The organism is Flavobacterium nitrogenifigens (assembly GCF_003254565.1).
GTDB classification, from domain to species: Bacteria; Bacteroidota; Bacteroidia; order Flavobacteriales; family Flavobacteriaceae; genus Flavobacterium; species Flavobacterium nitrogenifigens.
Genome location: NZ_QJRI01000179.1, coordinates 59,606 through 86,180 on the forward strand (window position 1 = coordinate 59,606; position 26,575 = coordinate 86,180).

At 33.2% G+C, this 26,575-nt stretch carries 20 protein-coding genes; 12 read left to right on the forward strand and 8 right to left on the reverse strand.

The window, feature by feature from the left end; translation table 11 throughout:
- Positions 1 to 356: 356 nt before the first annotated feature.
- The 7 genes from DM397_RS17465 (at position 357) to DM397_RS17495 (ending at position 7,364) form a co-directional block, all read left to right on the forward strand.
- Entirely contained in the window at positions 357 to 803 is a 447-nt protein-coding gene (locus tag DM397_RS17465) for a GNAT family N-acetyltransferase (RefSeq protein WP_111378770.1), read from the forward strand.
- Between the two features lie 95 nt (positions 804 to 898).
- Positions 899 to 2,356, forward strand: coding sequence for a lipopolysaccharide biosynthesis protein (locus DM397_RS17470; RefSeq protein WP_111378771.1), 1,458 nt, complete (start codon positions 899 to 901; stop codon positions 2,354 to 2,356).
- A 27-nt stretch (positions 2,357 to 2,383) separates the two neighbouring features.
- Entirely contained in the window at positions 2,384 to 2,818 is a 435-nt protein-coding gene (dut, locus tag DM397_RS17475; RefSeq protein ID WP_008465845.1) for a dUTP diphosphatase, read from the forward strand.
- A gap of 64 nt (positions 2,819 to 2,882) precedes the next feature.
- Complete coding sequence (locus tag DM397_RS17480) at positions 2,883 to 3,899, forward strand: sugar phosphate nucleotidyltransferase (protein WP_111378772.1); 1,017 nt, start codon at positions 2,883 to 2,885, stop codon at positions 3,897 to 3,899.
- A 47-nt stretch (positions 3,900 to 3,946) separates the two neighbouring features.
- A complete protein-coding gene (locus DM397_RS17485; protein WP_111378773.1) occupies positions 3,947 to 5,299 on the forward strand; it encodes a tetratricopeptide repeat protein in 1,353 nt (450 codons plus the stop codon).
- A 7-nt stretch (positions 5,300 to 5,306) separates the two neighbouring features.
- Complete coding sequence (locus DM397_RS17490) at positions 5,307 to 6,086, forward strand: DUF4292 domain-containing protein (protein WP_111378774.1); 780 nt, start codon at positions 5,307 to 5,309, stop codon at positions 6,084 to 6,086.
- 24 nt (positions 6,087 to 6,110) lie between these two features.
- A complete protein-coding gene (locus DM397_RS17495) occupies positions 6,111 to 7,364 on the forward strand; it encodes a murein hydrolase activator EnvC family protein (protein WP_111378775.1) in 1,254 nt (417 codons plus the stop codon).
- Between the two features lie 66 nt (positions 7,365 to 7,430).
- Here DM397_RS17495 and DM397_RS17500 read toward each other — a convergent pair whose 3' ends face one another.
- The 3 genes from DM397_RS17500 to DM397_RS17510 all read right to left on the reverse strand — a co-directional run bounded on the left by DM397_RS17500 (position 7,431) and on the right by DM397_RS17510 (position 12,798).
- Positions 7,431 to 9,011, reverse strand: a complete 1,581-nt coding sequence (locus DM397_RS17500) for a RagB/SusD family nutrient uptake outer membrane protein (protein WP_111378776.1) — start codon at positions 9,009 to 9,011, stop codon at positions 7,431 to 7,433.
- Between the two features lie 17 nt (positions 9,012 to 9,028).
- Positions 9,029 to 12,019: a SusC/RagA family TonB-linked outer membrane protein gene (locus DM397_RS17505; RefSeq protein WP_111378777.1), complete on the reverse strand. Its 2,991-nt coding sequence runs from the start codon at positions 12,017 to 12,019 to the stop codon at positions 9,029 to 9,031.
- 359 nt (positions 12,020 to 12,378) lie between these two features.
- Positions 12,379 to 12,798: a CBS domain-containing protein gene (locus DM397_RS17510; RefSeq protein ID WP_111378778.1), complete on the reverse strand. Its 420-nt coding sequence runs from the start codon at positions 12,796 to 12,798 to the stop codon at positions 12,379 to 12,381.
- Positions 12,799 to 13,029: 231 nt separating this feature from the next.
- On the opposite strand from DM397_RS17510, the gene rbfA reads away from it, so the two are divergent.
- From rbfA to DM397_RS17535, 5 genes are all read left to right on the forward strand, one after another.
- Complete coding sequence (gene rbfA, locus DM397_RS17515; protein ID WP_111378779.1) at positions 13,030 to 13,422, forward strand: 30S ribosome-binding factor RbfA; 393 nt, start codon at positions 13,030 to 13,032, stop codon at positions 13,420 to 13,422.
- A 1-nt stretch (position 13,423) separates the two neighbouring features.
- Positions 13,424 to 14,623, forward strand: a complete 1,200-nt coding sequence (locus DM397_RS17520; RefSeq protein ID WP_111378780.1) for an ABC transporter permease — start codon at positions 13,424 to 13,426, stop codon at positions 14,621 to 14,623.
- Positions 14,624 to 14,794: 171 nt separating this feature from the next.
- The gene (locus tag DM397_RS17525; RefSeq protein ID WP_111378781.1) at positions 14,795 to 16,222 is read left to right on the forward strand and encodes an MATE family efflux transporter; all 1,428 of its coding nucleotides are present in this window, start codon (positions 14,795 to 14,797) and stop codon (positions 16,220 to 16,222) included.
- An 89-nt stretch (positions 16,223 to 16,311) separates the two neighbouring features.
- Complete coding sequence (locus DM397_RS17530; RefSeq protein WP_111378782.1) at positions 16,312 to 16,854, forward strand: DUF6934 family protein; 543 nt, start codon at positions 16,312 to 16,314, stop codon at positions 16,852 to 16,854.
- Positions 16,855 to 16,870: 16 nt separating this feature from the next.
- On the forward strand, positions 16,871 to 17,089 hold the full coding sequence (locus tag DM397_RS17535; RefSeq protein WP_111378783.1) for a hypothetical protein: 219 nt from the start codon (positions 16,871 to 16,873) through the stop codon (positions 17,087 to 17,089).
- Positions 17,090 to 17,191: 102 nt separating this feature from the next.
- Here DM397_RS17535 and dusB read toward each other — a convergent pair whose 3' ends face one another.
- The 5 genes from dusB to DM397_RS17560 form a co-directional block, all read right to left on the reverse strand.
- Positions 17,192 to 18,184 carry a tRNA dihydrouridine synthase DusB gene (dusB, locus tag DM397_RS17540; protein ID WP_111378964.1) on the reverse strand — a complete coding sequence of 331 codons (993 nt, stop codon included), beginning with the start codon at positions 18,182 to 18,184 and terminating at the stop codon, positions 17,192 to 17,194.
- Between the two features lie 150 nt (positions 18,185 to 18,334).
- The gene (locus DM397_RS17545) at positions 18,335 to 19,624 is read right to left on the reverse strand and encodes a phenylacetate--CoA ligase family protein (RefSeq protein WP_111378784.1); all 1,290 of its coding nucleotides are present in this window, start codon (positions 19,622 to 19,624) and stop codon (positions 18,335 to 18,337) included.
- Positions 19,621 to 21,285, reverse strand: coding sequence for a C45 family autoproteolytic acyltransferase/hydolase (locus tag DM397_RS17550; protein ID WP_111378785.1), 1,665 nt, complete (start codon positions 21,283 to 21,285; stop codon positions 19,621 to 19,623). Before DM397_RS17550 ends, DM397_RS17545 begins: the two co-directional genes overlap by 4 nt.
- Before the next feature lie 7 nt (positions 21,286 to 21,292).
- On the reverse strand, positions 21,293 to 22,810 hold the full coding sequence (locus DM397_RS17555; protein WP_111378786.1) for a phytoene desaturase family protein: 1,518 nt from the start codon (positions 22,808 to 22,810) through the stop codon (positions 21,293 to 21,295).
- Entirely contained in the window at positions 22,807 to 26,484 is a 3,678-nt protein-coding gene (locus DM397_RS17560; protein WP_111378965.1) for a 1-acyl-sn-glycerol-3-phosphate acyltransferase, read from the reverse strand. Before DM397_RS17560 ends, DM397_RS17555 begins: the two co-directional genes overlap by 4 nt.
- Positions 26,485 to 26,575: the final 91 nt, after the last annotated feature.

The window sequence follows — 26,575 nt, forward strand, 5'->3', positions numbered from 1 at the left end:
TTATTAGGGTTACAATACAGCTGAATCAATCCCTTATGCTTTGTCTTTTATGGGAACAAACAAGCTTTATTAGTCCCAGTGCTTCTTTTTTTTAAAGGGTTGTATCTAGCTTTCTCATTCCCTTTGAAACAAATTTAATCAAAGACTGTAAAAAAAATGTTACATAATTTTTAACTAAATTTTATATATTTCACATGTTCTGTTAAAAAAATGTGTTATAATAAGTTAAAGATAAGTATTTTAAGATTACTTTGTACAATAATTCTTCTTTTTTTGTTAAAATTTTTTTTCAAAGTTTAATTCCTCTCGGCTTATCTTATATTTTAAGTATTTTTGAATTTCTATTCTTTTAAACAATGGCCTTACAAATAAAAGAGCTTACTACCATAGATGATATGGTGGCTCAAATAAGTACGATTCGATTTTTATATCCAAATATATCTCTTGAAAAATATAAATCATTTCTTTCTGAAATGCTTCCGCATAATTATATTCAGATTGCAGTTTTTGAAGATGATATTTGTCTTGGCTTAACAGGCTGTTGGTCGGCTACAAAACTTTGGACAGGAAAATATCTTGAGATTGACAATTTTGTTGTTAATCCGGAATACAGATCCAAAGGAATTGGTAAAATGCTTACCGATTATATAGATAAAAAAGCTACTGAGTTAAATTGCAGCAGTATCGTTTTGGATGCATTTACAGGAAATTTTGGAGCACATAGATTTTATTATAATCAAGGATACGCTCCAAGAGGATTTCATTTTGTGAAAATTTTGGACGAAAAGAAATTGACTGTTTAAAAACAATTAGAAGTTTTCTTTATTGCACCAACAAAAACATCATTAAACAAAAGAAATGGTTATTTTTGTCTTACAAACATTATTAGAATTATATTTTGGGATTATATAAAAATCTATTCAAGCAAACGGCAATTTACGGACTGGCAACAGTTTTACCAAGAATGCTGAGTTTTTTATTAGTGAGATTGTATACAGGAATTTTGCCTACAGCAGAGTATGGTGAAGTTTCAATTGTATTGTCTTGGATGGTTTTCTTTAATGTGGTTCTTTCATACGGAATGGAAACTGCGTTTTTTAGATTTTACAGCGCCGAAGAGGATAAGAAAAATGTAATTGCAACATCTACCATTTCAATATTTTGGACTTCTATAATTTTTCTTTTCGCGGGCTTAATTTTTAGAAATACTTTGGCAAACTTAGCCGAAGTAGATGTTCAGTATATTACCTATACTATTTGGATTTTAGTTTTAGACGCATTAGTCTTAATCCCATTTTCTAAACTTAGAGCCAATCAGAGACCGATGGTTTATGCGGCTATTAAGATTGGAAATGTTGTGATAAATTTATTGTTGAATATCTTTTTCCTAATGTATCTTCCAAAATTAGCAGAAGCAAATCCAAATTCTGTTTGGGATAATTTATATGTACAAAACTTCCAGATTGCTTATATTTTTATTGCAAACCTTTTGGCAAGTTTGGCAACATTTATTGTGCTTTCTCCAAATTATCTTTCGCTTGGACGAAAGTTTGATCCTGTGCTTTGGAAAAAAATGATGAAATATGGACTTCCAATTTTGGTGGCTGGATTGGCTTTTGCTGTCAACGAGCACTTCGATAAAATTCTACTTGGCTATTTGCTTCCAGAAAACTTAGCAAAATCTGAAGTTGGAGCTTATTCTGCATGTTATAAATTAGGATTGTTTATGGTTCTTTTTGCAACAGCTTTTAGATTAGGAATCGAGCCGTTCTTTTTTAGTCATGCCAAAAACGAAAACGCACCACAAACCTATGCTGTTATTACCAAATATTTCGTGATTTTAGGCTCGTTGATTTTATTGGGTGTAATTGTTTTTGCAGACGTTTTAAAATACTTATTATTAGATAACAAATCGTATTGGGAAGCCATGAAAGTTGTGCCATTAATTATTTTGGCAAATTTCTTTTTGGGTATCTACAACAATTTATCGGTTTGGTACAAACTAACCGATAAAACTAAAATTGGAGCATACATTTCTATTGTAGGTGCTATTGTTACTTTGATTTTAAATTATCTTTTAATTCCAAAATACAGCTATTATGGTTCTGCAATTGCAACCATATCAGCTTACGGAAGTATGATGCTTATTTCTTATGTTTTAGGAAATAAATATTATCCGATTCCTTATGACATGAACAAGATTGGTGCTTATTTAGGCGTTTCAATAGTATTTTCAATTATTTCTTTTTACGGATTTAGAGAAAAATATTATGTTGGAATTCCGCTTCTTTTAATCTTTATATATATGGTCTATCATTTTGAAAAAGATACCATTAAAGGAATAATGAAAAAATAAGACGTTTTAAGAAAATTATATTCAAAAATGAAAATTCAAATTATCAATAAATCACAGCACGATTTACCAAATTATGAAACGATTGCTTCTGCAGGAATGGATTTGCGTGCCAATATTATAGAACCAATTACGTTAAAACCTTTAGAAAGAACAATTGTAAAAACAGGACTTTTTATTGAATTGCCAATTGGTTATGAAGCGCAGGTAAGACCGAGAAGTGGTCTGGCAGCAAAAAAAGGAGTGACTGTTTTAAATTCGCCAGGTACTGTTGATGCAGATTACAGAGGAGAAATCGGAGTAATTTTAGTAAATTTATCTAATGACGATTTTGTAATCGAAAATGGAGAGCGAATTGCACAGCTGATTATTGCAAAACACGAAAGAGCTGAATGGATAGAAGTTGAAACACTTTCTGAAACATCAAGAGGTGAAGGAGGCTTTGGAAGCACTGGAGTAAAATAATAGAAAAACGAAGACCAAACCCAATGAAGATTTTGATAGATCTTCGCATAAAATCAAATAAAGAATGAAAATAATTGTGCCAATGGCAGGCCGAGGATCAAGATTGAGGCCACATACATTGACGGTTCCAAAACCGTTAATTCCAGTTGCAGGAAAATCTATCGTACACCGTTTAGTTGAAGATATTGCTAAAATATTAAAAGAACCAATTGAAGAAGTTGCCTTTATTTTGGGAGATGAAGCGTTTTTTGGAGATGATGTTGTAGCGAGTTTAGAAGATTTGGCTAAAGGATTAGGAGCTAAAGCGTCAATCTATCGTCAAGATCAGCCTTTAGGAACTGGACACGCGATTATGTGTGCGAAGGATTCTCTTTCAGGACCTGCTGTAATTGCTTATGCAGATACTTTAATTAGAGCTGATTTCGAATTAGATCCAGAAGCAGATGCTGTAATCTGGGTAAAACAAGTTGAGCAGCCAGAAGCTTTTGGTGTAGTAAAATTGAACCAGAATAATGAAATTATAGAGTTGGTCGAAAAACCAAAAGAGTTTGTAAGCGATTTAGCTGTTATTGGAATTTATTATTTTAAAGAAGTTGGAATTCTGAAAAATGAACTTCAAAATGTTCTGGATAACAATATTCAGAATGGTGGAGAATACCAGATTAATGATGGTATCAAAGCTATGATGGCAAACGGAAAAGTTTTCAAAACTGGAAGTGTAGACGAATGGATGGACTGCGGTAACAAAGATGTTACGGTTGAAACCAATACAAGAATGCTAGGTTTTCTTCACAATGACGGAGAGCATTTAGTAGATTATGGTGTGACGTTAGAAAATTCAACTATTATTCCTCCTTGTTATATTGGACAAAATGTGGTTTTGAAAAACACTACGATTGGTCCAAATGTTTCTCTTGGAAATGGTTGTCATGTAACAGACAGTACAATCAAAAACAGTTTGATCCAGACGTATTCTCAAATTAAAAATGCTGCTTTAGATAATGCAATGATCGGAAACCATGTAAGTTACGATGGCAAATTTACAAGCATCAGTATTGGAGATTACGCTGTTTTGGAATAAAATAAAAATTAAGAAAGTTTCGTTTTGTTTAAAATGTAATTTTAGAAATGATAAAAAAAGGAGTTTTTACAATATTGGTTTTTGCTTTATTCAGCACATCATTTTCGGTTTTTGCGCAGACAGAACCCGAAGATATTGCTATGGCAACAGACGAATATCAAGACGCATTTTATGAATCATTGAAACAAAAAGGAATTGAAAATTATGATAAAGCTATTGTATCATTGGAGAAATGCATTAAGCTTAAACCCAATGATGCAGTTGCTTATTTTGAATTAGGGAAAAACTATTTTGCGCTAAAAGAATATCAAAATGCGCAGACTGCTTTTGAAAAAGCCACACAGCTTGACCCTAAAAACAAATGGTTCTGGCTCGGAATTTATGATGTAAGTTACGAGACAAAAAATTATCCTTTGGCAATTGACATTATTCAAAAAATAATTGTTTTTGACGAAGAATATAAAGACGATTTGATTTCGCTATACATGATTACCAATCAGTATGACAAGGCATTGACAGCGATTAATGAAATGAACGATAAGTTCGGAAAATCTTCGGATCGCGAAATTTATAAAGCTCAGATTTTATCTCAGGGAAAATATCAAAATGCTGAAATTGACAATTTAGTTCAGCAAATTAAAAAAGATCCGAAAGAAGAATCCAATTATTTGAATCTTATTTTATTGTATTCAAAAAACAATGAAAATGAGAAATCGCTTGAAGTAGCAAAACAGTTGGCTAAAGAAATTCCAAATTCAGAATGGGGACAGGTGAGTTTATTCAAAACCTACTTAGATGCCAATCAGGCAGATAAAGCTATAAAATCGATGAATGTGATTTTAGCAAGTTCAAAAATCGATTCAAAAATCAAACACAGAACTTTGAATGAATTTTTGATATATGTAAATAAAAATCCACAGTATTCTGCTGATTTAGAAAAAGCTATTTCTTACTTTGATAATGACAAAGATGTTGATGTTGCCAAAGAAATTGGAAAATTTTATCATAGTAAAGGACAGTTCGAAAATGCGATTAAATATTATGAAAAAGATTTAAAATCGAATTCAGATACAGATCTTGAAACCAATATGTTATTGCTTGAAGCCTATGCGCAGGCAAAACAATATGAGCCAATGACCAAAAGAGCCATGATGCTGATTGAAGTTTATCCGAGTCAGGCTCAATTTTACTATTATGCGGGTTTAGGAAGCAATCAGCAGAAACAATTTAAAAACGCAAAAACCGTCTTAGAAATGGGTCTTGATTATGTAGTGGATGACGTAAAATTAGAATCAAATTTTAATATTCAGTTAGGAGAGGCATACAATGGATTGGGAGATGCAAAGAAAAAAGAGGAATACTTTTTGAAGGCAAATGAAGTATTAAAAAAGAAAAAATAGAATTTAGATGAAAAAATATATATCAATACTAGTATTGTCTATTGCCGTAATTTCGTGCAAATCAAAAGCAGTAGCAGTGCAAGGAAATACAGGCCAGACAATTGTAGAGAAAGAAGACAAAAAAATAATCGAAAAACATTACAATAATAAGTTAGATTTTTCGACTTTGTACATAAAAGCGAGCGCAAGATATGCTGATGAAAAACAAAGCCAAAATGTTACTGCCGAAATTAGAATCGAAAAAGATAAACAGATTTTAATAAGCGTTCGTTTCTTAGGAATTACAATGGCTAAAGCTTTAATAACACCTTCTGCAGTAAGTTATTATGAAAAAATGAATGGGACTTATTACGAAGGAGATTTTACAAGTTTAAGTAAATGGCTTGGAACAGATTTAGATTATTCTAAGGTTCAAAATCTATTGGTTGGAGAAGCTTTTGACGATTTAAGAAAAGGGAAATATACGCAGACTATTGTAGATAATTTATTTAGACTTGACGAAGAGAAAGATGCCAATTTAAAAAAGACCTTTTTCTTAGATGGAGAAAAATATTTAATTCAGAAAGAAGAGATTTCGCAGCCGTCTGAAAATAGAACATTGCAAATTGCTTATTCAGACACTAAAACTTTTGATCAAGGAATACTGCCGACAAGTATAGAAATCAATGCCGTTCAGCCAAAAGGTAAAACAAGTATTAATTTAAATTACAACAATATTTCATTTAATGAAGAACTTTCTTTTCCGTATAGTGTTCCAAGCGGTTATAAAAAAGTTACAATTAAGTAAATTTGCAAAAATAAAAACAGAAACATGCCAAAATTTCTCCTAAGTCTAGTTTTAGTTTGTGCCACTACATTTGTATGGGCGCAGGATTCTCAGCAAGAAAAACTGGAACAACGTAAAGCTCAAATTCAGCAGGAAATCAGAGATAACGAAAAGATGTTGCAGTCTGTTCGAAAAAAAGAGAAATCTGCTGTGAATGAATATTTAATTCAGGCAAACAAAATTAAGCTAAAAGAGAAATTAATTAATACTACAGCAAAACAGGAAAGGCTGATTGGTAACGATATGTATATTAATCAGGTACAGGTAAATAAACTTAAAAAAGAGCTAAAAGTTCTAAAAGAAGATTATGCCGAGATGATTTTGAAATCGTATAAAAGCCGATCTGAACAGAGCCGTGCTATGTTCATTTTATCTTCCGAAAGTTTTTTACAAGCTTACAAAAGAGCACAATACTTGAAGCAATATACTGCTTTCAGAAAAAATCAAGGTCTTGAAATTCAGTCAAAAACGGCTCAATTAGTAGATTTTAATGCTAAACTAGACGGGCAAAGACAAGTAAAAAAGAAGATTATTGCCGAAAATCAGAAAGAAAAAGTTACGCTTGAAGCGGAGAAAAAAGAACAGCAGAAATTAGTTAATTCGCTTAAAAAAGATAAAAATAAAATTGCAGCAGATATTAGATCAAAACAAAGCGAGGCTAAAAGAATTGACAGACAAATTGATCGTTTAATTCGTGAAGCTATTGCCGAAGCTAATAGAAAAGCGGCAGCAGAAAGAGCAAAAGCAAATCCTGGTTCTAGCGAAGCAAAAGCACCCGTTTCTTCTTCGAAAATTGCATTGACACCAGAAGATAAAATTTTAGCTGCCGATTTTAAAGCTAATAGAGGAAGATTACCTTGGCCAGTAGAAAAAGGATTTATTTCTCTTGGTTATGGAGATCAGCCACACCCATTGCATCCGTCAATTACAGTTCATAATTCTGGAGTCGAAATTACTACAGAAGATGGCGCAAGTGCTAGAGCAGTATTTGCTGGAGAGGTTTCTAAGGTTATCGTTTTATCTCCTGTAAACAAAGCAGTTGTAATTCAGCATGGAGACTTTTTTACCGTCTATCAAAACTTAAGTTCTGTTTCTGTAAGTCAAGGTGATAAAGTGACAATTAAGCAAAACATCGGAAAAGTGAGAACAAGTGGTGATACAGGAAAAACCATTATTAAATTCCTGATCCTTCAAAATACATCAAATAATAATCCAGAAGGATGGCTACAAAGTAGATAAAATTTATCCTAAAGATTATGCCATAAAAAAACCTTTCCATAAGTTCAATGGAAAGGTTTTTTGATTTTAATTACTTACGTTATCAGGATTTTGAATTAGCGCAGGATTAGAATCTAAATCATATCGCGGAATTTTGAATAAGAAATTTTTAGAAGGTACAAACTGTAAAGGATTGTTTACGTACATATTGATTCCGTTGTCATTTCCGTATTTCACATGATCTGAAACATTTTTTCCAATTCTATTGGTTCTTAATTCATCAAAGTACAATAATCCTTCTCCAACAAATTCCCATCCTCTTTCTTTGTAAATGGCATCTGCAAATTGTTCTTTATTTAATCCGGGAGTTAGATCTGGCAGTTTTGCTCTATTTCTTATTCTGTTTACGTATGCATAGGCTGCTGCAGGACCATTAATTTCATTTTCTGCTTCGGCATAATCTAGCAATACATCGGCATAACGAATAACATAAGAGTTTGCCTGAGGTTTTTTTAATGTGGCAGAACTTTCTGTTCTGTCATAAAATTTCAGATTTCCTGGCGAAGCTGTTTTCCAACCTTTAGATCCTGGAAAGAAACCTTTATCGGCTGGAACAAATTCGATGGTTTGTAAAATATGACTCGGATTTCCTTTTTCAGTAACATTAACCGTCGTTAAAAAACTGCCTTCTTTTCTTGTATCGTCATTGCTATAAGAAAGATAATGCTGAATTGAAGGCCCAAATCTGTGATACATATAACAGCCCAATGTTGTCTCGGTTATATTGACGCCAAACATAACATGGTTATTGTTATATTCGTTTTCGACACCACCATACTGCATTTCAAAAACAGATTCAATTCCATTTTTATTATTGATATTCCACCAGTACCAAAGATCTTTAAAGTTAGACTGTAAATCATATTGACCAGACTGGATTACTTTTGTGGTGTACTCTTTAGACTTTTGAAAAAAGGTTTTATCGCCAGTCATACTTCCTCGGGTAAGATACAAATCTCCCAATAAAGCCTGTGCTGCTCCTTTTGAAGCTCTCCAAATATTGTCGCTTTGATAACCAGATTTTTGTGGTAAATTTTCTTCAGCATATTCAAGATCAGCAATAATGTAAGCATAAGTCTCCTCGGTTGTTTTTCTAGGTATTGCTAAATTCTTTAAGCCCTCGGTAAAAGTTTCGGGAATTGGAACACCTCCGTACATGCGCACTAAATTATAATATGTTGCTGCTCTTAAAAAACGAGCTTCAGCAAAATATCTCTTTTTAACAGCTTCATCCATTTCAACATCTGCTCCTCTGCCAATAACTAAATTTGCTCGGTTGATAATGTTGTATGCGTCATCCCAGTTTGTAATAACCATTTTATCAGCATTATTCATGTCTGACCAAACATTCCAAAGTTGTGCATCGTCTTTTGCATAGGCTGGAGAACCAAATTCAGTTAACACCTCCAAATACATGATATATTTGTAATTACCATTAAAACCATTTTGGTAACCATCATAAACACCAATTAGTGCAGTATTCAATTCGTCTGCATTTTTATAGTAATTACTTGGCGATAGGAAAGTATAAGGTTCTTCAGCCAAATCGGTACACTGTGAAAAAAACAGTAATGCACAACCCGAAAATATATATTGTAGAATTTTCATTTGTATAGATTTTTAAATTAAAATTTCGCAGTAAAACCAATCAGCATTGTTTTAACATAAGGAGAAGTTACATTTCCGCTTTCAGGATTATACCCTCTGTGATTTGCAATATTGATAAAGTTCTGCGCATTCACATATACATTTAATTGTTTTACCCAATCAACACTTTTGATTACGTTAGATAAATTATAAGCCAGTTTAATGTTTTTGACTACAAAATAATTCCAGTCTCCGTTTGTACGATTTGACAAATACACATCTTTTGCACCTGCTCTTGGGAAATTTCCAGAAGGATTTGTCGGACTCCACATTCTATCATAAGCATATTGTGTCGGAATATAATTTCTGTTTTGAATCTGATTTTCACCAAAAATCATATAATTGTTGTCTTCGTCAGAAGCCAAACCCGTTGCTCCTTGTCCGTAAATATCTAATGTTAAATTCTTATAACTTAGATTAGTCGATATTCCATAAAAGAAATCTGGAGAAGTTGTTCCGATATTTACGTAATCATCATTATTAATGATTTTGTCGTTGTTTTTGTCAACATACATTTCTTCTCCAAGTTGTGCGGTAGGACGTATTTGTCGATAAGCCGTTAACTGTTCCTGAGTTTTAATGATACCTGCAGATTCTCTTGCCCAAACACTATTTACAGGCTGGCCAACAATTAGATATTTAGCAATTCCAGCAGAAGAACTTCCAACATTTATGCGGCTTACATCTCCGTAAAGACTTACGATTTCGTTTTTATTTTTAGAGAAATTACCGCTTATATCCCATTTAAAATTCGAGTCTATAACTTTTACTCTTGCCGTAACTTCGAAACCAATATTTTTGACTTCGCCAATATTTTGAAGCATACTAGAATAACCAGAAGTCGTAGGAATAGGAACGTTGTATAAAAGATCTGAGGTTTGTCTCTGATAAAAATCTAAATTCAAATCAAATCTTTTCCATAAGCTTAAATCGATACCTGCGTTGTACTGAATATTGCGTTCCCATTTTAGGTCTGGATTTCCGATTGTCTCGACAAATCCAAAAATTGGATTGTTTTCGTATACATAATTTGCTTTAACAAGTTTAGACAAAGATTGATAATTGCCAATTTCCTGATTACCCGTAACACCATAACTCGCTCTTAATTTTAAAGTAGAAATTACGCTATTGTTCTTAAGAAAGTTTTCTTTGTCAACATTCCAGCCAAGTCCCAAAGAAGGGAAAAATCCCCATTTGTTGTTACTTCCAAAACGAGATGATCCATCATAACGCCCAGTTAAGGTTATCAGATATTTTTCGTTGTAGGTATAAGAAGTTCTTGCAGTCCATGAAATTAATTTGCTAGAATATTTGTTAGAAGAGTTGGTAATACTTGCTCTATCGGCATATGTAATATCATTTGCTCCTGTAGCATCATTTTGAAAACCAGAGCCCTTAACTCCCAAATCTTCATAAACATATTCTTGCCATGAATAAACGGCAGTGGCAGTAAGACTATGTTTATCTTTCCAAGTATTGGCATAACTTAAAATATTATCGGTTAGCTGAGAGCTTTGTCTTCTGTAATATTGTCCTCCAGTTCCTGTGTTTCCAGATCCAATTCCGGCAGTAGATTTTGAGGTGTAGTATTCATATTGTTTTTCATTAGAAATATCTACGCCATAATTGGTTTTAAAAGTTAAGTTTTTGGCAATTTTGAAATGCGCATACACATCGCCAAGAATACGATCTGTTGAAATTTCGTTTGTCATTTCTGATGCTTCCGAAACAGGATTCCAAGTACCTTCAAAATAAGAACTTACAGCAGGATCTTCTGTAGCATAATACCAGCTTCCATCGGGATTTTTTACAGGTATTGTTGGCCAACCATATCTGAAAATGTCTCCAGTAGGATTGTTTCGAATATCTCTTTGCGAACGTCCTACTTGCAGATGCGTTCCAACAGTAAGCCAAGGTTTGTATTCGTGATTTAAATTGGTTCTAAGAGTTAGTTTTTTAAAACCAGATGCTTCTACAATTCCGTCTTGCGAAAAAATATTTCCAGAAAGCAGATAAGTTGTGTTTTCTTTTCCTCCGCTAAAAGACAACGAGTAGTTTTGCATAAGCGCCATATTCTGGATAATTTCGTCTTGCCAATCTGTGTTAATGTTTGGGGCAGGATTGGTGGCAGAATAAACAGGTTTTCCAGTAGAATAGGTATAAGCATCATTTATAAAATTGACGAAGCTATCTCTACTTAATGTCTTAGGAAGTCGGGTAGGAGTAGAGATTCCTTGAGTGCCCACAATCTCCAGATTATTTTGTCCTTTTTTACCTCTTTTTGTAGTGATCAAGATAACGCCATTTGCACCTCTTGAACCGTAAATTGCGGCCGAAGAAGCATCTTTAAGAATCTCCATAGATTCGATGTCGTTAGAACTAATGTCGTTTAAGTTGCTGTTGACCAGTGGAAAACCATCAACTACAATTAAAGGATCGTTTCCTGCACTGACAGAGCCGTTTCCGCGAATTCTTATTTTAGGAGAAGAACCGGGAGAAGAATCGTTGTTTAGAACGGCAACACCAGCAGCACGTCCCTGAACCGCTTCTAACGGATTTGAACTGGTTACAGTATTAAGAACATCGCCTTTTATTTGAGCGATCGAACCTGTTAAATCGCTTTTTTTCATGGTTCCATAACCCACGACAACTACTTCTTTGAGTTCAGCAACTTCATCGCTTAACGTAATATCGATAATAGAAGATTGCTCAACCGTTTTTTCAATTGTTTTAGAACCTGTAGAACTAAAAATTAAAACGCTTCCTGTACTTGCGTTTATGGAATATTTTCCATCAAAGTCGGAAATAGTATTGGTTTGTGAGCCCTTTACGGCAATATTTGCTCCGGGAATTGGAACTCCGTTGGAATCCGTGATTGATCCAGTTACCATTTTGGTTTGTGCTAGTGTGGTCAGGTGCACAAAAATGGAAAAGATCAAAATTAACAAATGGCTAATTTTGTTTTTCATAAATATAGATTTCGGTTAGTTAAAGTTGTTTAAACTTATTTATAACCAAAACCCTTTGTATCCTGTTCTATCCTGTTAGTTTTGAATAGAATAAGTTTTTTTTTAAAGAATACTCGAATCTTTTTTGCTTTGAAATGCTGATTTACTGGTTTTTAAGTTAAGTAGTGCTAATTTTGTTTTTATCAGAAAAAATGTAAAATTTTAACAATAATAAAATTATTTAATAATTAAAACTTGATTGATTTTTTGATATTATATCTAAAAAAATATACAATTTATTATTATATATCGTATAAAAAGAAAAAGTGGCAGAGTATTCTTTCTGCCACTTTTAAAAATAAAATTATGTATGATTTTGTTTAGACATACTGTTCTAAGAAGTATTTTAAAACGTCGGTTGTAGTAACAATTCCTTTTAGTTCTCCGTTGTCAACAACTGGAAGAGCGTGAAACTCTTCTTTCACAAAAATTTCAGCCAAATCTCTTATTATGGTATCAGATGAAACCGTTTTGGGTTTAGAAGTCATAACTTGCGAAATAGTAAGCATTTCTAAAATAGCTTCATCTGCTCCGTCTTGTCCGTCAAATAATGCACCAAAAGTAAGACGGTTAATATCTGTGCGACTAATAATTCCCACAACCTCTTTACCATTCACAACCGGAATATGGCGAATTGAGTTGGCTTTTAGTTTTTCAACAACCTTTTTTAGATCGTCATTTTGATTTACTGTAATTACGCTTTTAGTCATTATGTGACTTAGTGGTTCTCTCTTTTTCATAATTTGATTAGTGTTAGATTTATATCAAATATGAAGCTTATTTCTGAGAAAAATAATGACTTTTATCAGTTCTGGAACCACGGATTAGAATAAATTTTGAGTGGGAAAAATGGTAAAATAGGTATGTAATTTTATTTAAATTTTGCTTTATGCAAAAACAATACTAAATTCATTCTTTTTAGTTGAGTGCAAATTGTGAGGATTGAATTTAAAAAGTAGTATTTTTGCAGTATGGAAACAAATAGACAGAAAAAAATAGGCGGTGTTCTTCAGAAAGATCTGGTTGACATTTTGCAAGGTGAAGTGAGAAAAAACGGAATTACAAACTTGGTAATTTCTGTATCCAAAGTTAGTGTCACTACAGATTTGTCTGTGGCAACAGTATATTTAAGTATTTTTCCGCAAGAAAAAGCCAAAGAAACATTAGAGGCAATTAAAACTAATACAACATTAATCAAACATGATCTAGCGCAACGTGTTCGTTTGCAATTACGTCGTGTTCCGAATTTAGTATTTTTCATAGACGATTCATTAGATTATATCGAGAAAATCGACAATGCACTTGCAGGAAAAGAGAACCCGATAGAAAACAGAGATCTTTTAGAAAAAAGAAGAAAGTCATAATTTGAATTTCCCTTTATACATAGCCAAACGTTATATTTTTAGCAGCAGTAAAAACAATGCTATTAATATCATCAATCGTATTGCCAGCATGGGAATCATTGTTGGAACGATGGCTTTGTTTGTGGTTTTATCTGTTTTTAGCGGATTAAAGGTTTTCAGCCTTTCGTTTACAAACGAAATTGATCCAGATTTAAAATTGACAAGTACCTACGGAAAATCTTTTTTATTTACTCCAGATCAAGAAAATCAGATTAAGAAAATCAATGGGGTTGCTTCTTACACCAAAATTATAGAAGAGCGTGTGCTGTTTTTATTCAAAGACAAACAGCAAGTCACGTATTTAAAAGGTGTTGACAGTTTATATCCAGTTGTCAACGATATCAAGAAAAAACTTTTTAATGGTCAATGGTTGAAACCAGATAGTTATCAGGTTGTAATTGGTTATGGGTTAGCTCAAAATTTCTCCATGGGAATTCTGGATTTTGAAAACCCTCTTCAGATTTTTGCTCCGAAACCAGGAAAAGGCGGAATCGAAAATCCAGAGGAAGCTTTCAATAAAACAGATGTATTGCCTGTTGGAATATATTCAATTAGCGAAGATTTAGATTCAAAATATGTATTTGCAGATTTAGGGTTAGTGCAGGAATTGTTAATGTACAAGCACAATCAAATCTCAGGACTAGAATTTAAATTAAAAGAAAACGCAGACGAAACAGCAATAAAGACTCAGCTTAATACTATTTTTAAAAATAAAATTACTTTAAAAAATAGAGCGCAGCTGAATGAATCTTTGTATAAAATGCTCAATACCGAAAACATTGCGGTTTATCTGATTTTCACATTAGTTATCATTGTAGCACTTTTTAATTTGATTGGCGCATTGATTATGATGATTTTAGAAAAAAAGGGCAATCTTAAAACCCTTTTCAATTTAGGCTCTGACATTGGAGATCTTCGAAAAATATTTTTGTTGCAAGGAACTTTACTAAGTGTTTTTGGTGGCTTGATCGGACTTGCTTTAGGTATCATTCTCGTGATATTACAGCAGAAATTTGAACTTATCATGATCACGCCAACTTTGGCCTATCCAGTTGTTTTTACAGTAGAAAATGTTCTAATTGTCATGACGACAATTATTTCTTTAGGATTTGTTGCGTCGTTAATTGCAAGTAGCCGAGTTAGCAAAAAATTGCTGGATTAATTTCTTCTTTAGAAATATTACTTATATTTACTCCCTTGAAAATCTACAGCATATGATTGTTTCTGCTTAATCCTATTTTATTTTTTTAGAATAATTAGGATACTTACGTTTACTTTTTTAGTTCAGATTAAGATACATCTGGACCAATTTTATCATTTATCCTAAAATATCATGACAGAAACATCTATAAAGAAAAGCTTCTTTTCTAAAATTTTTACCACTTTGAAACAAGCTTTAAAAGGCGACGAATCTTTTGACTATACTTCTGGAAGTATCAAAAAAGCTGTAATTCTATTGGCCATTCCGATGGTTTTAGAAATGATGATGGAATCGGTTTTTGCATTAGTCGATTTGTATTTCGTTGGACATTTAGAACACAGCAGTTTTGCCATTCAGACCGTTGGTTTAACCGAATCGGTATTGACTGTAATTTATTCTCTCGCCATCGGAATGAGTATGGCGGCAACCGCGGTTGTGGCACGAAGAATTGGAGAAAAAGATCCAGTGGCTGCAGCCAAAGCTGGAATGCAAGCCATTATAATTGCATTTGCAGTTAATAGTGTATTGAGCATTTTCGGAATTATTTATGCAAAAGATATTTTGATTTTAATGGGTTCTTCTGTAGAATCAGCCGAACATGGTTTCCGATTTACTCAAATTATGATTGGCTCTAGTTTATGCATTATGCTTTTGTTCTTAATAAACGGAATTTTCCGCGGAGCAGGAAATGCAGCCATCGCTATGAAAAGTCTTTGGATTGCAAACATTTGTAACATTATTTTATGTCCTGTTCTAATTAATGGTTTTGGACCAATTCCCGCTTTTGGATTAGTCGGAGCTGCTTTGGCAACGACTATCGGAAGAAGTATTGGAGTTATTTATCAAGTATATCATTTATTCTTTGGAAACGGAGTTCTAAAAATTAAAATACCCTATTTCGTTCCAGATTTTACTCAAATAAAAGCTTTAGTAAAAATCGCAGCGCCAGGAATTTTGCAATTTGTAATTGCTTCATGCAGTTGGATTTTCTTGGCACAATTAGTAGCTACAACAGGCGGTGATCACGGTTCTGCAGGTTATCAAACGGCATTGAGAATTATGATGTTTTTCATACTTCCAGCTTGGGGATTAAGTAATGCCGCCGCGACTTTGGTTGGTCAGAATTTAGGAGCCAAACAAATTGAGCGTGCCGAAAAATCGGTTTATACGACAGCCAGATATAATGTGATTTTCATGGCTTCGATTATGGTTATTACATTAGTTTTTGGACAATACATTATTTCGTTTTTCACGAATGATCTGCAGGTTAAAACCATTGCAATTGAGGCATTGCAAATTATGAGTATCGGATTTATTTTCTACGGAATCGGAATGGTTTTAATCAATACTTTCAATGGAGCAGGAGATACTTGGACACCAACAGGAATTAACTTCTTCGGATTTTGGTTGTTTCAAATTCCGCTTGCCTTTGTTTTGGCCAAGCATTTTAATCTGGGACCAACCGGAGTTTTTATTGCGATTCCTGTTGCTGAAACTGCAATCACTTTAACGGGGATCTTTTTTTATAAAAGAGGAAAGTGGAAGAGAGTTCAGGTTTAAAATAATTTGAACAATAATATTAAATTTTATTTGTAAGAAAATTGCATTAAATTTGTTCTTTTGTATTTGATCAAATTAGATATTTTTTTATGATTAAAATTAACTTAGAAGATACCTTTGAAGCTATTTATGTAAGTCCCAATTTTGACCAATATATTTTTGAATCTGTATTAAAGGATAGCACAATAACTCAACTTAAAGTTAAGTTTACAAATATTGCAGAATCCTTACTGCCGAATGTTTACAATTTGGCTTTTGGTCCATTTGATTCAAATGGAAAAATAAATGATTCTGTAAATCTAAAACATAAGGATAGTAATAAAGTGTTTTCAACAATCATTTTGTTTTCTATTACTTTTTTAAAAAACAATCCTCATATCTCAATTGGGATAGATGGTTCAGATGATTTACGAGCAAATCTATATCACAGAATGTTTAGATATAATTATAAAAATTTGAAAGACTTTTTGGTAATTATCGGAGTAGATTGGTATGTTCGATTGCTTCGTAATGGAACAATTGAATTAGATAATAATGGATTGGCATTTTTTAAGCCAAAACCAGAACCTTTTGATTTTCAAAGAAAAACGAATGATCTTTATAGATATTATATGTTTAATTTAAATCAATAATGTTTAAATTTGTTTTATGAAAGATTCTATTCAAAATAAGATTAATAAAATTCAGGAAATTGCTTTAGCTTCTGCTTCTGAGAAGAATATTAAAGTAAGCAGAGATTCTAAAGAATCAACTAATATTGATAATTTGACTAAATCAATTCGAAATAAAAAAGAAGCAGAATTATTTTTTTCAGAGTTAAAATCAGCTATAGATTTGGCTAAAAAAAATGCTGCAACAAATGTTTAAAATAATTTTAGACTACAATATATAAAAAAAGAGCCCTTCAAAAATTTGAAGGGCTTTTTCAATTCCTTTGTGAAGTTTCAAAACCTTGACAAAGATTATATTTTAAACAAACTCATATCCAGCATAAACCTCTTCGATTTCTTTCATGATAGCAAATAAATCTTCAGGAGCATCAGTTGTAACTAATTTTTGTTTGAATTCTTTAAACGAATGAATTCCTTTAAAATAGTTAGTGTAATGACGACGCATTTCTACAATTCCTAAACGTTCACCTTTCCAATCCATTGACCATTGCAAATGATTTCTAGCCGCTTCAACACGATCAATAACCGTTGGAGCAGGTAAGTGCTCGCCTGTTTTGAAATAGTGCTTGATTTCGTTAAAAATCCATGGATAACCAATAGCGGCACGGCCAATCATGATACCGTCAATTCCGTATTCGTTTTTATATTTTAATGCTTTTTCTGGACTGTCGATATCGCCATTTCCGAAAATAGGCATTGTAATTCTTGGGTTATTTTTTACACGCGCAATATGCGACCAGTCAGAATGGCCTTTGTACATTTGAGCACGAGTTCTAGCGTGGATTGTTAAAGCTTGAACTCCAATATCCTGCAGTCTTTCTGCGACTTCATCAATATTAATTGAGTTATCATCCCAGCCTAAACGTGTTTTTACCGTAACAGGTAAATCAGTTCCTTTGATAACCGCTTTCGTTAAACGTACCATCAAATCAACGTCTTTTAAAACTCCTGCTCCAGCACCACGGCAAACGACTTTTTTTACCGGACATCCAAAATTGATATCCACTAAATCAGGTTTTACAGTAGAAACAATTTTAGACGACATTTCCATCGCTTCTTCATCACCACCAAAAATCTGAATTCCAACAGGACGTTCGTAATCAAAAATATCCAGCTTCATGCGGCTTTTTATAGCGTCACGAATTAATCCTTCCGATGAAATAAATTCAGAATACATTAAGTCAGCTCCGTGCGTTTTGCATAATCTGCGAAACGGCGGATCGCTAACATCTTCCATCGGTGCTAGTAATAAAGGAAATTCGGGTAATTCTATGTTGCCAATCTTGACCATCTTCGTAATTTTTTGCAAAATTACAACATTTAGTTCAATTTGCACCAAATTGAGGTTCAAAGGTTCAGAGGAGCAAAGGTTCAAAGGCTTTTTATCAGGCAATTACAGAAACCTTTGTGCCTTTGTACCTTTGCCACTTTGTACCTAATACTAAGATCTATAATCAAAAAATCGAATTGGTTTTCGGCTCATTGGATTAAAAACCAACGGATTCAAAACTTCTTTTGAAGCAAATTCTATTTTTGGAGTCACTCTTAATTTGGCTCTAAAGTGATCTTTTATTTCTTGTAAAAATTCTGGAGTTTGATTTTTTACGGCAATTTTAATCAAGATTTCATCTGTCCCTAAATCGTTTGTAGAAATTTCGATCAAATGATTTTCGATATTATCAAAACTGCTCAAAACATCGTTCATCGCTGGCGGATAAAGCGTTGTGCCTTTATATTTGATCATTTGTTTTTTACGGCCAACAACTGGGCCAACACGCAGGGTGTTTCTTCCGCAAGCGCAAGGCTCGTCGTGAAACTGAACCATATCTCCAGTTTTGAAACGAAGCAAAGGCATCGCCTCAATTCCTAAAGTGGTAAAAGTAAGTTCTCCAGTTTCACCATTTTTTACAGGCTGATTATTTTCGTCTAAAACTTCTACAATGATCAATTCTGGATGATGATGTCCACCTTTTCCGTGTTCACATTCTGTAAATGCGGTGCTCATTTCGGTAGAAGCATAAGTCGAAAACAACTTAATATTCCATTTATCCGTAATTTTTTTCGATAGAATATTCATGGAGAAATCCTGTTCTCTCAAAGATTCTCCAATACAAATGGCACCTTTTATACTCGAATTATTGTAATCGATTCCGTGTATTTCGGCATATTCAATTAATTTCAAAAGGAAAGAAGGAACCGTAATTAAATAACTCGGATTGTATTTTAAAATAGAATCCCATTGCATTTCTGGAATTCCTGCACCAACACGAATTACACCAACTTTCAATTTTCGAAGACCAAGAAAATAGGCAAGACCTGCCATAAATTTTCTATCGATTGTGGTCATCAATTGTACAACGTCTCCTTCTGCAATTCCTGCGCAAGCAAATGAAATCGCTTCATTATAAGCTAAACGATCTAAGTCAGAATCGGTTAAACCAAAAGTTACAGGATCGCCTAAAGTCCCTGAAGTAGAAGCATAATCAATAATTTTATGTTGCGGAACACATAAAAAATCATCGTTATATTGCTGTAAATCTTCTTTGGTTGTAACAGGTAAATGTTGTAAATCTTCCAGCGTTTTTACTTTAGAAATATCAATATTCTGTCCTGCAAAAAGTCTTTTATAAAAAGGAGAATTCTCACTGATATAAGCTAAAAGCTCGGCTAATTTTTTTTCTTGAAAAATTTTAATCTCTTCTAAAGAATCTTTCTCTATTGCTGGAATCATTGTAATTTTCTTTTGACTTTTTTTAAATATTTTTCAATCTCTTCTTTTTGAGGAACTGTAGTGATTTCGTGAGTTAAAGCTTTTTCAAAATTAAGCTTTGCCTGAAGAAATTCTTTTTTTTGGTAAAAGTACAATCCTGTCTTATAATACACAACCCAATAATCAGGGTTTAGCGCTTGATAATGTTGAAGAAATTCTGAAGAAACAGTTTCTTTCTTTTTTAAAATAGAATCTATCTTATGATCTTCAATTTTGAAATTTTTAAAATTCTGAAAAGTGGCAGTTTCTAAGAAGGGATCTTTGGCAATATTCAGATTTTCTTTTTGAAAAGATTTTGTTGCATTGTGATTTTTACCAAAAATGGCATTTAAATCATAACAGACAAATTCACCCAATTGAAACGGATTTGCCGAAACCCAAACTAATTTTTCTTTTGGTTTAAAGATAATTCCATGATGCGCCAGCAATTGATTGAGCGCTTTCTCGTTTCCATATCCTAGAGAAATATCTTTTAAACCTTCTTTGTTTCGAAGAATTTCCGAAGCAATTTCAGGATTTACTTTTGGATTTTCAGATAGCAATTCTTGCATTCTTTCGTAACGGTATTCTGAATGGCTGTTGGCAATTTGTTCTAGATTTCTTTTATCGGTTGCAAATGCTTCACCTTGAAAATGATTGGAGCAAATTAATTGATTACTGTTTGAAACATCATAAACATCCATTTTATTTGGCGAAACTTCAATTAAAATGGCTTTATTATCATTTGCACTTCCAACCATAATCGATTCAGAAACAAAGACTTTTCTTTTTTTTGCAATGGCAACAGCTTCTTCTAAATTTTTGGCGTGCTGTAAAATTTCGCGAGTCAAAATCGAAATTGGAGTTTTCGCGCTAAGCGGAATTTTAGATTTTGATGCATTTATCGTTACAGTCAATCCTTCATAATTCATTCCAGAAACGGCTCCGATCATTCCGGGCCAAGTTAGCATCATAAACGGATATCCTTCTTTTGGTTTGATAAAGGCTACGATTTTATTTTCCGCGAAAGCATCATTTACATAAAAATCAAAATTTCGAGCTAGAATTAAATTCCCATCTTCTGACTTTTCATTCCAAGCCGCAAAAGAAGAACAGCCAACCAAAGCTAAATCCTGTAAAGCGTGTCCAATATCATGTGCAGCATGTAGATATAGACCACGCTGATATTGCGGCGCGATATTATCAAAGTCGTTCGAAGTATATTGCGAAACGCCATAAATTTCGGTTTGATACTCGTCGGGAACATTTAGATACAATTTTCGATTGTACCATTTCAGAAACTGACGAAGCATTTTCTGCTGGAATTTTGACGGAATTAAATCGGTAATTTTTGAGAAAAAAATGCGTTGCTGTTGGTGTAAAAGTGAATCGGTCAAAGCACCAGTCGAAAGACCTATTTCGAGAGGATCGCCTTCAACATACAATTCCCAAAGGCCTTGTTTATTTTTTAAAAGCGAATTTTTTCCAGAAATAAAAATACTATCAGATAATTTGGTAACTGCAGGTTTTGCATTATTTAAACCTGTAAGGTCTGGCGTGTGTTTTTTTGATTTTGAAGTACCGCAAGAAACCATCAAACTTAAAAAACCGATGAGGAAAATATAAAGAATTCGGTTTTTCATAATGAGACTATTCAGATGCTTTTTTAATTTTTTCGAGCAGATATTCTTTTCCTACAATTTCAGAACAGGTTATAACCGCTCCAACCGTAACTCCCAAGACACCGTGCATGTTGATACTTTGGCCTGTAAGATAAAGATTTTCTACCTTAGTTTTAGTAGGAATCATAGTTTTCATCGGATTATTTGAATCTTTAACATATCCGTACATATTTCCGCCGTCTCCACCAATGTAATCGCGATATGAAAGCGGAGTAGAACTATGAACCGATTTAATACATTCTTTTATTCCAGGGAATTTTTTTTCGATTTCTGCTAAGAATTTTGTTGCTTTTTTCGCTTTGAAATCCTCATAACTTTCTCCACGGTCATTTTCTTCAAAAGTGGTGTTGAAAGTATTTTCCCAAGCTTTAACATCATCATATTTCATATAAGTCAAAAACGTCATTCCGTCTGCCCATTCTTCATCTTTTTTTGAGGGACTCATAGAAGCCATAAAAGTTTTTGGCCATGAATTTTCATCATATTCATAAGCGGTCCAAACATCATCAGCATTTTTAAAATGATAATAATTGTGATTGATGTATTTAAAAGTTTTAGGCTTAAAGACGATATACAAGCTGAAAGCAGAAAGTACACTTTCCAGATTTTGAATTCTATTGAAAAATGGTTTTCTGAAATTTTCCTGACCCGCCATTTTCAAAGTCGTTTTTGGTTCGATGTTCGAAATAAAATACGTTCCAGAAACTTCGGTTCCGTCTTTTATTTGTACCGAATGTACCTTTTGGTTTTCGACTTCGATTTTTGTGACTTCTTTGTGTTTGAAAAACTCTCCACCATATTTTTTAAGCTGTTTCAGCAATTGTTTGGTAATCTGACTTCCGCCATTTACGCAACGCCATGAACTTTCGATATACGAATTTACGACAAGCGCATGAACGTAAAAAGGCGATTTATCCGGAATTCCAGCATATAGAAAATTGGATCCCGCCAGAACTGCTTTTAGTTTTTCATTTTCAGTAAAAGAATCGATGGTTTCTTTCGCGTTAAGCGCTAAAATTTCATCATCATATTTTCCTTCAGATTCTAGATTGTAAAGCGGGAATGTTTTGCAGACCGTTTTTATTTTCTGGCAGTATTGTTTGAGATTTTCTTTTTCCTCAGGAAAGCATTTTGTCAGTTGCTGAATGAAATTTTCGAAACCTTGCGCATGCGGATATTCGGTTTTATCATCATCAAAAGAAATAATATCAAAACCATTTTCGTCCATTTTCTTTAGATTCAAATGATCCATTATTCCGATATATTTGAAATACTGGTGAAGATTTTGGCCTTCGCCTAAGCCTCCGATATAATGAATTCCTGTATCAAAAATGGTTTTGTCTCTTACGAAAGTCTGTAGATTTCCGCCATATTGATTGTTTTTTTCGAGTACACAAACGCTGTAGCCTTCTTTTGCCAGAATAACAGCAGAAACCAATCCGCCTAAACCGGAGCCAATTACAACTACATCGTACTGTTTTTTCATCCTTTTTTCTTTAAAACAAGTAAAGCATTTTCTTCAGAAACAATTTCAAAATCTTCAAATTGATTTCTTAAACGGGAACAATTCACTAAAATTATAGAAGCAACATTCGGAATTGTTTTTTCGATTTCATCGTGATAACTTTCGTCAGAAATTAAAAGTATATCGTAATGATTTTTAGTCGCTGACTCTAGATTCTCGAGATAAAATATTTTTCTTTTTGTAACGATATAATTCGTTTTGGCAACCAGCAGTTTTTCTTCATCATTTATAAAAGAAGCAATTTTTCGCTGTGGTTCTTGTAGAGTAAGCAAAACATCCAGTTGTCCGTAATCATTTCCTAAATGAAGGATTTTTGCTTTCGGCGGAATGTGTTTGTTTAAATTATAATAGATTTCCAGATTCTGTTTCAAATCCTTTTTCACGCTATTTCCAACTTCGATTTCTTTATAATCGTAACTGTTAATTAGCATTGTTTTGAAATAATCTGGTCCTTCAAGTTCTTGTCTAATTTTGCGATATTCTGCTTTAAAGAACGAACTGATTTGTTTGGTTTTTTCGGCATAATTAGTTCCAAACGAAAGATCATCAGGAGCAATTCTTTCTAAAATAGTAACCGTCAATTTTCCGTGATGAATTACAAAATCGCCTTTCGGAATCAATTCTGAAGCTCCATGAATTACCACAGGAATAATGTCAATTTTAAATTCTTCGGCAAGGAAAAAAGCACCTTTGTGGAATCTTTTTATAACATTACTTTCTGATCGTGTTCCTTCTGGAAAAACCATTAAAGAATAACCTTGTTCTACTTTTTTGCGTAAATGTTCAACACCACCTTCAAGACCTTCAGAAACAGGATAAAAACCTGCTTTTCTTACAACACCGCCAAAAATAGGAGAGTTGTAAACCCAGTCGCTTACCAAGAAAATGATTTTCGGGCTTAACATTCCGATTGAAAGAATATCTAGAAATGAAGAATGATTGGCAATAATTATGGCTGGTTTCTCGAAAGTTTCATTGAAATTATTAATGACTTTTTTGCGAATAAAAGGATTTGAATACAATACCGATTTCATGAATTTTGAAATCACATATCGGAAAGCTTTCATTTTTGATTTTTTGCTGAAAGGCAAAATCGGCATAATGGTAAAACTGAAAATCGACATTACGATGCCGCCCAAACCATAATAAGCAAATGAAATTACACCATGAATAAATGTTCGTAATTGAAAAGGCGGATTTCCTTTTTTGGGACGATTCGATAAAAACAGCTTAAATAAAATCGGATAGAAGATAAACGTAATAATCAGCGCGGCAAAAACTCCAATTAATGAAACCAGCGAAATGGAAGTAAGCGCAGGATGTTTGGCAAAAATCATTGCGCCAATTCCTAAGATAGTTGTGATAACCGCCAGAATAATTGACGTTCTGTAAATGGCAATTTCGTTAACACCATTGGTGTATTCTTTTTGCAAGGCACTGGTCATGAAAATACTAAAATCGACTCCGTGACCAAAAATCAAGGTGCAGACAATCATACTGAAAATGTTCATCTGAATGCCAAAAATGCCCATAATTCCAGCCGTTACAATTCCAGTCAAGGCAATCGGAATACAGCTTATAATTACCAATTCGATTCTTCGGAAAAAGAAAAACAGAATTAGAATTACGGCTACAAAAGAATAGTTTACGAGAGAATTAAAATCGGTTTTTAAAGTGCTAAAAAACGTTTCGTTCATCTGCTGACGGTCAATGGCAATTATGTTTTCTTTTGCCGAAGCCGATTTTACAAAAGTATCTCTTTGTTCTGGTGATACTTTTACTAAAGTTGAAACGGTGTAAAAACCATTTTTCTCTGTGATGAATTCTTGTAATTGAAGCGCTTTGATTTTTAAAAACTCATTTGACGAAACAGGCTTAAAGTCAAAATCTAAATGATCAAAAAACAGATTGTATGTTGTGGGTTTAAAGCCAAGCTTAGAACCTTCGGCAATTAATTCTGATTTTATGAATTCTTTTTTCTGAGAAGTCCAAAACGAATTCCATTTTTTAATTTTTTCAATTTGAGCTTGTTGCGAAAGAACAATTCCGCCAACTGAACTAAAGTTTAGAATTTTGTTCTGCTGTTTTTCTGTAGATAAATCATCAAAAAGTTTACTGTTATGCTGTAAAGCTTCTTCCATGGTTTTTCCGTAAGAAGCGACATAAATCGTTTTGGAAGTTAAACTCGTGCTTTCTTCCAATTGTTTTTCGGCAGCTTTAATTTCTTTCGGAATAAAATTTAGTTGCGATAAATCGTTATTGAAACCAACATCATTATAAGTAAAACAGCAAATAATAGTAATGATAACGCAAAGTCCGATTAAGATTTTATTATTGTGAAAAGAAAAATGAGCCATTTTATCGATCACATTTTTCTTGTGCTCAGCTGGGTTTTCTGTTGGTTTGTACAAATGTGGAACAATCAAAAGAGAGAAAACTCCAGTTGCCATAACGATAACAGCAGCAAAAATTCCGAGGTCATTTAAAGCATCAGATTTCACAAAAAGCAGACATAAAAAAGCAACGGCAGTTGTAGAACTGCTCATAATAACTGGCATTGTAATGTCTTTGTACAATGTTTTTACATCGCTATTATGTTTGTAATGCGTGAGAATATGAATAGAATAATCAATTGTAATTCCTAATAAAATAGAACCAATTCCTAATGAAATTGCCGAAATCTGTTCTCTCACAAAGTATAAAAAGGCAACCGCAGACAGACCGCCAAAAACGGTCGGCAGAAAAATAATAAGCGGAATTAAGACTTTTCGATAAAATAAAATCAGAATCAGCATTAAAGTGAACATCGCGATTGATGTTGTCAAAATAATATCTCCTTTAATCTGATTGGCATTGGCAACGGCGATTAAAGCAGAACCAAAATAACTGATAGAAGTTTTTCCTTTAAATTGTGTATTGAGATTTTCTTGAATTGATTTTAGTTTTTCAGCAAAAATGGTATTCTTTTCGGTTTCGCTTGACGGAATATTCGAAGTGATAAAAAGCAGTAATTTCTTTTTATCCTTCGTCATTACAAAACCATTTTCTAGAGTAAAATCGTCTCCAATATTTAACTGCTGTAATTTTTTTAGAGCAATAAAAGAAATCCCAAACGGATCTTGTAGAATAAAATCTTTGGTTATAAATCCTGAAGGAGAGATGATTGATTTGTAATTTCCTTGAACGGTTGCTGCAATACTGTCTTTCTGCAATTTCTTTTCTATAGCGACATAATCTTTATCATCTAGAAAAAGCGGCAGATTATTGTAAACAAAATCAATAGTTTCTTGAATGTTTTCTTCGTCAATTTTCCCTTGAATTCCTGTTATGTATGGTTTGCAAGATTTAGAAACGCTGTCTGAAAAAACAGTTGCCATTTCTTTCAAATCATCGGCAGAACCATTTTTATCCAAACTGAAAATAACGGTGGTTTTATCGGCAAAGTTTAACTGTTTTAAGACTTTGGCAGTAACATCTGTTTTATCATTTGTTGGAATAAGTTTGGTGATATCTTCTTCAAACTTCAATCTTGAAGCAAAAAATCCAAAAACTAGAAGCATCAAAACAGCCAATACAACCGAAAGAGATTTTCTTCGGTTTACAAATAAATGAATGGCGTAGAAGTATTGATGCATGATTGTTTTATAAAGTTTTTTGCCACGAATTTCACAAATTTCCACGAATTAATTTGTGTTAATTGGTGAAATTCGTGGCGAAAATAAATAG

What these genes read in the sequence shown, in the direction of transcription:
- DM397_RS17465 (WP_111378770.1), top strand. Translation starts at nt 357, where the DNA reads ATGGCCTTACAAATAAAAGAGCTTACTACCATAGATGATATGGTGGCT.
- dut (WP_008465845.1), top strand. Translation starts at nt 2,384, where the DNA reads ATGAAAATTCAAATTATCAATAAATCACAGCACGATTTACCAAATTAT.
- DM397_RS17480 (WP_111378772.1), top strand. Translation starts at nt 2,883, where the DNA reads ATGAAAATAATTGTGCCAATGGCAGGCCGAGGATCAAGATTGAGGCCA.
- DM397_RS17485 (WP_111378773.1), top strand. Translation starts at nt 3,947, where the DNA reads ATGATAAAAAAAGGAGTTTTTACAATATTGGTTTTTGCTTTATTCAGC.
- DM397_RS17490 (WP_111378774.1), top strand. Translation starts at nt 5,307, where the DNA reads ATGAAAAAATATATATCAATACTAGTATTGTCTATTGCCGTAATTTCG.
- DM397_RS17495 (WP_111378775.1), top strand. Translation starts at nt 6,111, where the DNA reads ATGCCAAAATTTCTCCTAAGTCTAGTTTTAGTTTGTGCCACTACATTT.
- DM397_RS17500 (WP_111378776.1), bottom strand. Translation starts at nt 9,011, where the DNA reads ATGAAAATTCTACAATATATATTTTCGGGTTGTGCATTACTGTTTTTT.
- DM397_RS17505 (WP_111378777.1), bottom strand. Translation starts at nt 12,019, where the DNA reads ATGAAAAACAAAATTAGCCATTTGTTAATTTTGATCTTTTCCATTTTT.
- DM397_RS17510 (WP_111378778.1), bottom strand. Translation starts at nt 12,798, where the DNA reads ATGAAAAAGAGAGAACCACTAAGTCACATAATGACTAAAAGCGTAATT.
- rbfA (WP_111378779.1), top strand. Translation starts at nt 13,030, where the DNA reads ATGGAAACAAATAGACAGAAAAAAATAGGCGGTGTTCTTCAGAAAGAT.
- DM397_RS17525 (WP_111378781.1), top strand. Translation starts at nt 14,795, where the DNA reads ATGACAGAAACATCTATAAAGAAAAGCTTCTTTTCTAAAATTTTTACC.
- DM397_RS17530 (WP_111378782.1), top strand. Translation starts at nt 16,312, where the DNA reads ATGATTAAAATTAACTTAGAAGATACCTTTGAAGCTATTTATGTAAGT.
- DM397_RS17535 (WP_111378783.1), top strand. Translation starts at nt 16,871, where the DNA reads ATGAAAGATTCTATTCAAAATAAGATTAATAAAATTCAGGAAATTGCT.
- dusB (WP_111378964.1), bottom strand. Translation starts at nt 18,184, where the DNA reads ATGGTCAAGATTGGCAACATAGAATTACCCGAATTTCCTTTATTACTA.
- DM397_RS17545 (WP_111378784.1), bottom strand. Translation starts at nt 19,624, where the DNA reads ATGATTCCAGCAATAGAGAAAGATTCTTTAGAAGAGATTAAAATTTTT.
- DM397_RS17550 (WP_111378785.1), bottom strand. Translation starts at nt 21,285, where the DNA reads ATGAAAAACCGAATTCTTTATATTTTCCTCATCGGTTTTTTAAGTTTG.
- DM397_RS17555 (WP_111378786.1), bottom strand. Translation starts at nt 22,810, where the DNA reads ATGAAAAAACAGTACGATGTAGTTGTAATTGGCTCCGGTTTAGGCGGA.
- DM397_RS17560 (WP_111378965.1), bottom strand. Translation starts at nt 26,484, where the DNA reads ATGCATCAATACTTCTACGCCATTCATTTATTTGTAAACCGAAGAAAA.